The 11,832-nt window shown below is 58.6% G+C and carries 6 protein-coding genes; 3 read left to right on the top strand and 3 right to left on the bottom strand.

The features are described from left to right. Positions 1 to 7 precede the first annotated feature (7 nt). Positions 8 to 1,438 carry a hypothetical protein gene (locus ACJ7VY_RS08265; protein WP_409476761.1) on the bottom strand — a complete coding sequence of 477 codons (1,431 nt, stop codon included), beginning with the start codon at positions 1,436 to 1,438 and terminating at the stop codon, positions 8 to 10. 897 nt (positions 1,439 to 2,335) lie between these two features. Between ACJ7VY_RS08265 and ACJ7VY_RS08270 the strand changes: the two genes are divergently transcribed. Together ACJ7VY_RS08270 and ACJ7VY_RS08275 are read left to right on the top strand one after the other, a co-directional pair. Next, positions 2,336 to 3,424 (top strand): nucleoid-associated protein, encoded by a 1,089-nt coding sequence (locus ACJ7VY_RS08270; protein WP_161615086.1) that lies wholly within the window; start codon positions 2,336 to 2,338, stop codon positions 3,422 to 3,424. Further along, positions 3,424 to 4,842 (top strand): hypothetical protein, encoded by a 1,419-nt coding sequence (locus ACJ7VY_RS08275; RefSeq protein ID WP_161615085.1) that lies wholly within the window; start codon positions 3,424 to 3,426, stop codon positions 4,840 to 4,842. Before ACJ7VY_RS08270 ends, ACJ7VY_RS08275 begins: the two co-directional genes overlap by 1 nt. A 316-nt stretch (positions 4,843 to 5,158) precedes the next feature. On the opposite strand, the gene ACJ7VY_RS08280 is transcribed toward ACJ7VY_RS08275, so the two are convergent. Together ACJ7VY_RS08280 and ACJ7VY_RS08285 are read right to left on the bottom strand one after the other, a co-directional pair. After that, on the bottom strand, positions 5,159 to 8,881 hold the full coding sequence (locus ACJ7VY_RS08280; protein ID WP_409476762.1) for a hypothetical protein: 3,723 nt from the start codon (positions 8,879 to 8,881) through the stop codon (positions 5,159 to 5,161). 175 nt (positions 8,882 to 9,056) lie between these two features. Further along, complete coding sequence (locus ACJ7VY_RS08285; protein ID WP_409476763.1) at positions 9,057 to 10,142, bottom strand: site-specific integrase; 1,086 nt, start codon at positions 10,140 to 10,142, stop codon at positions 9,057 to 9,059. Between the two features lie 104 nt (positions 10,143 to 10,246). Here ACJ7VY_RS08285 and ACJ7VY_RS08290 point away from each other — a divergent pair, with 104 nt between their 5' ends. After that, positions 10,247 to 11,146: a DNA-binding protein gene (locus tag ACJ7VY_RS08290; RefSeq protein ID WP_161614410.1), complete on the top strand. Its 900-nt coding sequence runs from the start codon at positions 10,247 to 10,249 to the stop codon at positions 11,144 to 11,146. The last annotated feature ends 686 nt before the right edge of the window (positions 11,147 to 11,832 follow it).

Consider the following 11,832-nt stretch of genomic DNA (forward strand, 5'->3'; position numbering starts at 1 on the left):
CCGTGCATCAACGGTTGGGCGTCGTAGGCGAAGTGGCGCCCAGCTCAGCATGACGCGCCGTTTTCACGCCAGCGGCATACCAGCAAACCGACGTCCCCGGCTTGCTGTCGACAAACATCATCCATGGGGCTGACACGCACAGCTCGGCCTGATCCTCGCTCACCTTCACCTCGCATGCTCCCTTGTAGGGGCACACATTGGCTGCGATGGAGCTGGTCGGCGCCATAGTCCCGTCATCGCCATGATGCAGACTATTGAAATGAAACGCCGATTGAAGTGCAGCCAGCCCTGAAACTTGGTACTCATCGTTGGCAACGTGGCCTGGGCCAATCCAATCGATCGTCAGTTCTACTTCCCTGTCCTCTTTTGCCTTCGGTTTCTCCTGAAGCACCATCGCGTCAACCAGATTGCCTACTACCCGCCTGAAACCTTCGACATCGAGTGGCTTCTCGATCAATAGGCGTTCCGGGGCAAGCAGGCGCCGCCGGCAGAAGCTTGCGCGATCGACAAGCTGCAGATAGGCGGAAAGTCCCGCCGCTATCATTGGATCGGCTGCGGTGGTTGACATGACTTCCCCCAGCTTTTCGATGACGGCCTTCGATTCCTCCAATCCCTCGACGATGATGGGGGCAAGCACTTCTTCGGCAGGCCGCTCGGATTGGCGAACTGCCTCGCAGGCCCTCTGCAACGTAACACCAACCGCACGATGACCCAGAGCGGCGTTGCCGATCAAAATCCGCTCGAGCACTGAAGTTTCGCGACCGACCCAGGCATCGATGAGCTCACCGTAGGCACGGTACGGATAGAGAGGTACCTGTGCGTCAAGCTGGTGCGGGAGCTCTTTGCCCTGCAGACGCCGTATCTCGCGATCCACTGCATAGGCGACACCCTCTGTAACAAAGCTATAGGCAATCTCCATCTCGTCCGTGACTACCGTCCCGTCAGATCGTATTCCGCGAGCGACAACGGCGAGCCGTTCAACCTCGATGATGGCCGAGTCAGCAGGCTGAATTCGCCGCGGCGGGTCGAACTCCAGTCGTCCAATGATTGTGCCAAAGGCAATTTTCTTCTGGCCGCGAAGCTCCTGCATGCAACGAAGGATGCCGATCAACCGGCCGCGATTGGGCTCATCCAGTGCTTCAAGGCCGAGGAAATGGCCATTTTCATTCGTGCCGGAGGCAGCATAACGGAGGAGGATGAGATGGGACAGCAGATAGAGCTGGCCCGCCGTCGTTCCGATGCTGTGCAGGTAGTGCACATATTCATGCGCATGCGTGGAGATCGCACGAGGTCCTGAGTCGTCATGCTCTGGCTCGAGATCGGCGAAACTGTTTGCACGAATGTGCAGCACCGACGGCAGAAATCGACCAAAGACGCTGTTATCCGAGCAGCCTAGGTAAGGCGGTGCTCCCTCCGAAACCTCTCCCTGCCGCGTCACGTCACTTTCCGTATGAATCACTTCTATTTCCCCTGTTGTTCGCGGTTGACGGATCGACAATTGATCGGTAGATCGATGTCTTACCCATGGCCCCTTTACACATTCTAGGAGCAACGAAGGGCACATGGTATCCGGTGCAGGTGCCGCCGGGCTCGCGGGCTTACGCCCCGCGCCTCGTAGAGTCGCGGCCATAAGCAGATACTGGTAGGGGAGGGGATTAGGGAGATTTATCGGGGGTAGGGAAGGCCGCTTGGGACTCACAATGAGCTGCGCTTGAGTCCGCCCCTACGACATTTCCGCGGATGAGGTGGTAAGGGCTTTACCGGGCGCACCCAAGTACATAGACCCGAACGTTGCTTCAACTGCTTCGCGAACTTTGGGCGCAATATCCCGGCGAGAAGACACTTCCATAGCCGGTGACACTGAAGAACCAGTCGTCAATAGCTATCGAATCGTAGTCTCGAGGCTTATGGAGAGAGCTCCGGCGCATCTCTGTACGCACCAGCCAATCGAGGTCCACAGTCCCGCCGGCGAAGGGGTGGGGCTTGTCGTCGAGGGTGACTAGCTTGTGCTGCTCGGCGAGACGGAGACGGTCGGACGTTTGGCGCAGCAACTGTGAAAGCAGGCTTTGACTGCGCGGCCAGCGAAGCCTTGATGACGCAGAACATTGAATTGGAAGTCCAAGAGGCCCTGCCCGAGCAGAGGTCAGCCCCGCCTAAGCCATGAGCGGCACGCCAGCGGGCGGCTGCGATAGCCATCCCCCAACGCCCGGAGAAGCCAATTCGTCCCAAAGCTTAACGGCGTGGCAGAATCCCAATACCCTCCGCAAGGAGGCCGGTCACCGTATCATCCGGTGCGACCGGCCACGCTTAGGCTGCCATACCCAAGGACACTGTCATGCCGCCCAAGGAAAGCCATCTATCGAGCGCCGAGCTGGACACACTTCGTCTGACTCGGGTGATCTTTCACGTATGGAATCCCATCCAAGATCCGGTGCTCACTCTGCTGGATGTGGAAGTGCCTGTGGGGTCGGGTACCTACGGTCCGTTCTTCGAGGATCGTCTTCGGGCGGCTTCTCGCGGAACTCAATTCGTATTTGCCGGCGAGCATCGGCCGACCTATGAGCTATGCCGCAATCTAACCCAACGGCAAGAAGACTTCGTCCAGGTGTCCAAGGAACTGGCCGCAGCGTTCAGCTCTCACCATCGCGGCCGTCAGATGGCCGCGGGCGTGATTATCGTGGCACTGGCCAGCGTCACCACTTCGGCTGGCGTATTGCCGCTTGTCTTCATCCTGAAGCTAGACCATAGACCCGTGTTGACTTATCGGCTCACGCAGAGCGTGGGCGATGTCAGTGCACAGATTCAGCATGTGCTGGATGCATTGGTCGAGGACAAGGCCGCGGTGCAGCGAAGCGCTCTGGTGGATGTGTCCGATCACTTTGCGTGGGACGTGCTGGCCGCCGAGCGCAATGAAGGCGCTGCGCCCGAACTGCGCAACTTCTTCCGGGCATTTCTGAGTGTGGAACCTCGCGAGGACGCCAGTGTTCTGACGCGGCGGGCCATCAGCACAGTGACCCATTGGGCCAAATCGCTGACAGAAAACGATATGCCCGAAGGCGAGGGCTGGGGGCGTTACAAGGAACGTGCCGTTCAGTACATGCTCGACCATGCCAACTTCGATACTGACGAATTCGTCAGTACGGTCGTGCGCGACAGCGACGAGAGCCGTCGAGAACGAGTCAAGAACGCCCTTCGTGAGCAATTGCGCGAGAAAGGGGTGGAGGGCCAAGAGTTTCCGACACGGGCGCAATCGGTAGCAGTAGCAGAGCGTCGCACGAAGATTGTCACCGACGTAGGCGTGCAGATTATCTTCGAAGGTGATCGGGAGACCCATCGGGTCGAGGTGCTCGATGATCCAGAGCATGGCCCTGGCGCTAAGAAAATCGTCATACGCGCCAGGCGCCTTACAGAGTCAGGCGCGTAGTGAGCTGGAATTCTTCCCTACTGACGACGTTGCGAGCATTGCTCTCGCAATGTGAGGCTGTGGACGATGCTACAGACACGCTCACGCTTCGTTCCCGCGACGGGGACGTGGGGCAGCTGAGCCAAACTGTGGCCGCCTTGACCGCCGACGGCGTGCGGCCTCGTATCCTGCTGGATAACAGCCCGGTGGAGCTTGATGAGGTGTCCCAGGGCGATCAATGGACGCTGACGGCAGCCAAGGCGTCCCTGATCACCGCGTTTGGATTTACGCCCGCCTCAAACGAGGCGGTCGTACTCTTTTTTTCGCCGGCCGCATTTGAACGATGGGCGTGCCGGCAGACCGCCTTGAAAGAAGGCTTTCGCTGGACAGACCGACTGACGATCCTAGTGGATAGCCTGTCCGGGCATGTCGCCGGGCCTAAATTGCGGTGTGGCAACTTGGAACAGGACCTGCCCGCCTTCGACACCCAAGCCGCCACCATAGAGCCCAAGGTGGTGTCGGCTCTGGTGCAGATAGCGCCGGAGGCCTCTAACCGGCAAATAGGGCAATCGTTCATCACTCGAGGCAACCTGGAACAGGCTGAATTTGCGTGCTTGCGTCGGTGGGCCGAGCGCGACGCGGCTCGCGTCCTGTGCGATGAGGTGGCCTATCGTTCGCCTCGTTTCCAAGTGACGCTACGTGGAGCAAGGCGGGTCTCAATGGTCCTGGATGAGCCCGCCATTGCGCCGACTATGCAAGAGGTAGAACTGCTGCAATCTTCGGCAACGTGGTGCTTTGCAGAGCATCGCGACGCGCGACACGCGCTATTGATCGACCGCTTAGCCCTTGACGGCAAGGAGGACGCTTCGTTCATCACGTATCTGCGGGGCAACCTAAAGGCCGCGCTGCAGGACGCGCGTGATCGATATAGATTGGTGGTACTGGAGAAAAAGGACGCAGCGACGAAAGAGACGCGCGAAATTATGAAGGATGTCCGCGCCCAAGCCGATGCCTATGCGGCAAAGGTACGAGACCTAACTTCTACATTCTTGCGTGACCTGGTGGCAGCGCTTCTGCTTGTAGGATTCGGCCTGTTGGGCAAGATAAATTCGGAAGCATTGGGGCAGCTGATCAACGCAAAGGCGGTCAACGTCTTCTTTTGCGTGCTAGCTGGCTACTTCGTGCTTTCGGCGACATTGCAGATTGTCACGCATTGGAGAGATCTAGCTCTGACCACCCGTGAGCTGCGCAACTGGTGGATTCTTACGCGCATCAGCCTTCCTGGGGAAGAGGTCAAGCGAGTGCTTGATGAGGTGATCAGGCCTCGGCGTCGAATGTTCTTTACTGCGCTATGGGTGGTTGCCCTTAGCAATTTGGCAATTGCCACTGCACTTTGGAACTGGAAGCTACTGTTGGCGATGGTAGTTCCGCAGGCCTAGACGGAACGAGTAATGGGGATGGGTTGGCAGGCATTCGTGGAACGTGTGATTTGGAAGCACGTCGCGGGAGCCCGGCGACGGCCGCCGCCCGTCTGCGCGAGCTGATCCCGAAGCCCCCCGGGGCGTGCGTCTTCGCTGTCGTCGAGCAAGTCGGCGCGATGCCGGGGCAGGGCAGCTCTTCCACGATCCGATTCGGCCAGGTCGACGGCCCTAAGTAATGTGCGTCTCGCCCGGCTATGCCAGGCGGGAGAACGCAAGGAGCCAAGACCCCGAGAGGCCGGGCATGCGCCCAACTATCTAGAGAAGGAAGTAGCCCCTAACTTCCTTCGCCTATCCATCTCAACATCGCCCTACGGAACTTCCGATTGGCCCGCCCCGGAAATGTTTCGAGCATGAACCCACTAAGCGGTCCAGCTAGCGTAGGCGGGACACGAGGCAGAGCGCGGGTGATCTCCTTTAGCAGCCATGATGAGCTTAAGGATTTTTTTCGATCTACCCTAGAGCGTTCCTTGTTATGAGCGTACAGCGCAGCAAGGATTGGAAAAGTTGATTGGATCGTCGCTTCTCTGCACGACCCTAGAAGCGCTTTGAATGCAGCTTGTCTTTGGGAGGCTGGGAGCTCAAGAGCCGCGAACAGAACGCTCATCGGGATAGCCGTAAAGTGGCCGCCGAGCGACGCGAGCGTAGCGAGAGCCTTTGTCGAGGCTAGGAGTGAATTTGGACGCAAGTCAGCCGAAACCGCGATCAACCGTTGAAGGCTTGCACGATTAGCTACTCCCGCTTCGGCGGCTAGGTCGCGAACACCCTTTTCCTCGGAAAGGATGGTCCAGTCCCGTTCGCTTGCGAGAGCGAAAGAAGAGGCAAGCCCGGCGTCAACAACATTCTCGTAGTGCCCCACTGCAGAAAGACGCTCATCGCTCCCGCACTCAATCGTCTCACAACCGCCAACGAATCTAGCGACTTTCCTCCAGTATTTGACATGCTCCACGCGTTCCTTGGCTCCAACCTCCACAAACTGCAGCCTGCCGCCCGGTGCCACGTGGGCCTGAGCCACGGCCTGCAAACTCTCGCGTTCTTGAAAATAGAACTGCCGAAGCGTGATTAGGGTCTGAGGTGTAATCACGGGTGCACCAAAGCTTCGAACTATCTCCTCGCACTCACATTGGACGATAGTCATGATGGCGACGGGGTCGACGACGAATCTTTCGGCGCTTCGGATGACGCGATCGTCGTATTGCTGATCGCTTTCAGAGCCACTATGAACGCTCGGTCGCCAGCCATTGACCTTCTGAATAAAAGTACGCGCGGGCTTCTTGAAGAGCGACGCCATTACGGTTGCAGGGAGGCCATGTTGATGCGCGATGCTCAGCATGCGATTCCTCCGCGCATCGTGCGCTGAGATCATCGCCTTCATCTGATTCAGCATGTCAGTGGTGGAAGGCGCAGAAATCTCATCGGCCCCGCCTTCCGCCACTCCAACGCCAACCGCAACGTCTCGAGATGCTTTCATAAAGAGCTGTACGGTGTCTGCCACATCCACAACCGACACATCGAGTCCGGCGAGCGGGCCACTGGAAGGAATGACGTGATCTCCCACGCTTAGCCCAATGAGCGACGATGCCCAAGATCCTCTCGGATCGAGCTGGACAACACCAGATACAGGGCTCTGCGTTGAGCCAATCCAAATTGTTCGCTGAGATCTATTCGGCGCCGAAAGTGTCACTAGTGTATTAATGCCCGCGTTTCGACTTGGCGAGCCGCGAAATCGCCGCAGGCCGAGGCCTAGCAGAGCCGTCGCGTTAGATGCATCAACTCGCCCCGGGGCAAGGCCTTCTGTGAGGAGATCCCGAAGCCTGGGATCTCTGAATACACTCAGAGCGAAGAACACTCGTCTGAACGCAGTTGCCGTGCTGGTTGGAGGTAACTCAACATTTCGCACGCGTCGCGCGCCGCGGCGCAGACGCCCAGTGAGAATGGAGGCGCGCGCATAATTCTCCAGAACAGCTGGTGTAGATACGGCGCGCTCTAGGACTGAGTCGATAAAATCCCAGAACTCCCCGTACCGTCCTCTTGAAGTAAGCACGTTCGCCCGAGCAACAATCGCGTTGATGTCGTTCGGATAGGCCGCAACCCATTCTTCAGTCACTGCGTCGGCACGATGGTGGCGCCATTGAGTTAGGAGGAGTGAGACTAGAAGGTCTGCAGTTGTTGGGTCGAGACGCCCCTGGCGGCTCAACATCTGTTCGGCAACGGGGACGAAAGCAGCGGCCTCCGTATCATGCCCCCCGTCGCGAAGCATAGCTGCAACAAGAACCCTAGCTTCCACGGAAAGCTCATTTCGGTCAGCCATCTGACGAATGATGCCTAACGCCTCCTCGCGTACGGGTGCCATAGCTGGGTCGTCAATGTGCTCAAGAACCAAGGTTACCGAGGGTACTGCCGGGGCGCCGCGGAGCCGTTCCATTAGGATCTCGGCAGCCTCACCGCTCAGGGGGCTTTTGTGTTGCGAGCGGAAAAGTTCAGCCTCCAATCCCTCGTCTTCAAACCCAAGCTCCTGCGCGCCTTGTAAGCTCGCAAGAGCAAGGTCGTGCTTTCCCGCTACCCTGTAGAGTACTGAAACTCTGAACAGGAGCTCAGCATCCTTAGGAACTGCCAGAAGCAGCTCTTCATTAAGTTCTTGCCGAGTCCTTAGTGCCATCGACGTGTAGCGCTGCCACATCTCGATGTTTGACAGGTCTTCCCGCAGTGCCGCCTCGGCATGCTTGATTGCACCAATTCCATCACCGAGTAGTAATTCGGCAAGCGACAGGTTGTTCAGCAGAGCGACACGAGCCTGCGGGTCCTCGATCTGGGCCAAGTCATTCGCGATGGATGCTAGTGTCGATCTCCCGGCCTCAGCCAAGCTGATGTCATTAGGGTGCTTCACTCTGAGCGAGCCGAAGGGCGCGCGCGCGAATGCCAAGGATACTTTCGCGGAGGCCAGCTTCACTTGACGGGGAACTGACCCGCCTGGGTCTTGTGCTTCGGCCTTCTCAAACCACTTGATCGCCTCTTCGTCTCGATCTTGGCTGCTTGCTAGGTCGCCCATTGCTTGTGCCACTTCGCGAGCATCGAGTAATGCGTCCGGAATGCTCTCAATTACATCTTCGTAGGGCCTATCGCCAACGATCATTACTACCGAAACAAAAAGTGACCAAACCTGCTTACGATCCTTGTCGCTCGTAGATGCTTTGGCACGCTCAATCCACTTTCTGGCCTTTGAGTGATCACCGGTGCGGGCAGCAGCAAGCGCGCCAAACGCAAGTTGAGCAGCCGTGGGGGCCGCCAGCTCATCGACAAGCTGCACCGCCTCGTCGAAAGCAGCAGCGCCAACAAGGCAGCGGATCTTTGCGAGTGTATGCGCGACTTGTTCGCCGACCTTTGGAGAGATTGCATCTAGTTGTTCAAGTGCCGTGTATGGCTTGAACCGTGCGAGCAGCTTGCCAATGCCAGCCAGCCAAGACGGATCGTCCGCTGAGGGCGAAACTGATAGTGATGCAGATGCCCCCAATAGTACAGGCCCCACCTGCTGCTCATAGGCGCGCAGCAGATGCTTTGGCGCGACACTAGCAAGGAGGAGGTGAGCCAAGTCGTGTTGGTCCAATAGTGCGACCAAATCAGGCCATGACCACACGTGCACGGCACCCTGCTTTCCATGCAGGGCCATTTGTCGAACTTCTTCCTGCAGAGAGCCGTCGCGATCAGCTCTAGTTGCAACAATGAACAGTGAAAGTGGGGGCTTTACGTCATGCGCGCTCTCAAGATCGTCTGCAATGATCTTTCCAGTCAGCTTCTTCTTCAGGTAGCGCTTGCATTGAACACCGATCCATCGACCGTCCTGACTCTGGACAATTACGTCGATCCCTTTCTGCTGCTGCCCTCGGCGGCCCACGAGCTGTGCCGGCAATGCTGGCTTATAAATTGCCTCAACCAGATTGAGAACCAGCTCCTCAAACTGCCCTTCGCTCGGTGTTGGAAACTGAAGATCGTTAGTTGTCAAACATGGCCTCCGCCTCGCTGTTCGCGTCCATTCTGATGCATCGTCCGTGAGAAGCAGACGTGAGGCAAAAATTACTCTGCCGCCGGCTTATATGACAGACCCCCCTTTTTTTTGGGATCGAACAAGAAAGCCCTGGGTGGCAGGTATGGCGTAGCTCACGGCTCACCGTCGGCAGTCAGTCTTCCAGCAAGCGAGCAGCGGGATTCACCGTGGCCCCGCCGGTCTGGAAGTACCCCAACACGCTTGATACCGATCGATGCTCAGTGAGCTGCATGATCGCCGGCAACGCCACGCCTTGGCGGCTAGCCTCGGTCACGAACCCCGACCGCAGGCTGTGTCCGCCAAAATCTCCCTCCAGACCCGCCAGGCGCGCCCGCCGCTGCACGATCTCGCCTACCGCGGCGGGGGACAGGGCAGGGCCAACGCGCTGTTTCCATAGCCGCCGGAAGATCGCCCCCTCGGTGATCCCGGACGCCTCCAGCCACTCCTGCAGGGCGAGGGCGGCCCGATCCAGTACCGGCTTGTCCGGGGTCGAGGTGGCGGTGACGCCGGCCTGCTGGGTCTTGCTGTGCTCCAGCCGGTAGATGTAGCCCGCCTCGCCGATCTGCCGCAGGTCGCGCAGGTCGGCGGCAGCGATCTCGCTGCGTCGACGGCCACCGCTGGCAAACCCGAAGCAGAGCAGGGCACGGTCACGAATGCCTTCCAGGCTGTCGTCACAGGTGGCCAGCAGGACTTCCAGTTCGGCCAAGGTGATGGCGGTCTTCTTGCGCGGGCGCTCGCCGCGCTTGACCGCGGCCCGCGCGGCGCGACTGAGCACGGTGCGGATCGCGGGCTGCTCGCAGGGATTGGTGACTTGTTTGAGTCGGTGCGCCGTGGACAGGACGGCAACGCGGTGACGCACGGTGGCCAAGGTCCACGGACCGGGCTTGGCTTTCAGACCAGCGGCCACCAACGCTTGATCCACGGCCAATGGAAGTTCCCACACCAGATCGCCCTCGGCCGAACGGCGCTGCACGTGGTCGACCACGAACTGCAGCACCGTAGCTTCCGGTACCGGCAAGGCCAGCTCGATGCCGTAGCGCGCTGCATGCCAGCCAGCCCAGTAGCGCAGGGCGCTGGTGTAGCTGCGGGTGGTGTTCTCGGCGGCGGCTTCGGCCAGCAGCTCGCGCACCGCATCAGCGGCCTGTTGGGCGAGCTGTTCCGGCAGGACCAGGCTCGCAGCCGTCGCGGCGAGCACGGGAATCGTAGAATTATCTTTCATACTATGTAATGTATACTACGAAATAGAACATATACCCACGATAATCATCACTTATCGCGAGTACGCAATCAACAGAGTAGGGCGCCGATCCAGGAGACGTCAGCATGGCCCGCGGTATCACCGAATCCGATGTGCACACCGCCGCCGACGAGCTGGTCGCCAACGGCGACCGCCCGACTGTCGAACGCATCCGCGCCCACCTGGGGACCGGATCACCCAACACGGTCACGCGCTGGCTGGACACCTGGTGGAAAAATCTGGGCATTCGACTGCAGCCGAAACGTCCAGATTTGAAGGACGCGCCGGCGGTCCTGGCCGAGTTGGCCGGACAATGGTGGGCGCTGGCGTTGCAGCATGCTCGCGAGTCGGCTTTGGAAGAGCTTGCCAACGCCAGGCAGTCACTTGCGGTCGAATATGAAGAACTGCGGATGCAGCAGCAGAACTTTGCAGATGAAGGCTCCGCACTCCACGCCAAAGCGACAGCCTCAGCCCAATCAGAGCGCTTGGCACTGACCCAGGTGGCGGAGTTGCGGCAACTCATCGACCAGCTTCAGGCGCAGCTGGCAGAATCGGCGCGGCAACATGCTTCTACGGATCAGCGCCTTGAACAAGCGGAGTCTGCGAGGCGGGTTGTGGAAGCCCGTTCACAGGAGCTGCAGGAACTGGCCAGATCTGAGCGCGAGAGTCTGATGGAACACGCCAACTCTGTCGAAGATCGCGCAGCACGCGAGATCGACCAAGCTCGTCAGCATGCCAAAGATCTACAGACCAAGTTGGCTTCTGCAGAAAAGCTCCACGCTGCAACCGAACAATCACTTCGAGAAGCTTTGAGTGCTGCCCAAGATGCAGTGCGTGCGGCGGTCAAAGAAGCCGACAGGCAACGTGTGAAATCCGAGGTCTTAGAGGAACAACTAGCCAGAATTCCGAAAGTGATCGAGGAGGCGTTCCGCGCGAAGGACAGGCAGGGGTCAGCCAAATCAAGGAAAAAGGCTCCGAAGGGCTGACCCTTCAGACACATTCTGCCGACATTACTTGGTTTTTTTGTCCTGTTCGTTGTCATGCGACTTCATCGATTTTCGGTTGGCGTGATCCATCCACAAACCCAATGCACCGATGACAACTGCCAGTGCGACTACCCCTAAAGTACCGAGCATTGAACGGCTCCTGTTCGACCTGTCCTTCTCAGAATAGCGCCACGACTGGGTAAAGTGGTAGCACGGGCTGCGTCATAACAAGTCGCCCGCATATGTCCAAAATGTGAGATTTATAGACACCAAATTGGTGCGCATTTGCGACGGCGGCAGCTGGGCTCAACCTTGCTGACATGGCCGTCTTGGCTTCAGCGGACGAAGGCGCTTCCTCAATCAGGATCCTGGAAGCGGAAACTTGTGCAGCCAGGCGACTAGCATCCAGAATTCTCAGCAGTGGCTCGCGGCAACCACGAACCAGAATCTCTACTTCAACGGGGCAGAATTATCTGCTTACGAACAACGACGGTGGAACATGGGGCAGCATTTGCTCAGTTTTGCCAAAAGCGGGGCAACTTATCCGAAGTTCCGTCAAATCTGGGGCGGGTTTCCTCAGTAGATGGGGCGGATGTCCGCTGCAGATGGGGCATTTCCTCCGCATCAATCATCTGCGGTGAACATTCGTCACCAAATCCAGCGTAGCCGGCGCAGCAGCGACGCCC

Source organism: Stenotrophomonas sp. Y-13 (assembly GCF_046267925.1).
Classification (GTDB): Bacteria; Pseudomonadota; Gammaproteobacteria; order Xanthomonadales; family Xanthomonadaceae; genus Stenotrophomonas; species Stenotrophomonas acidaminiphila_A.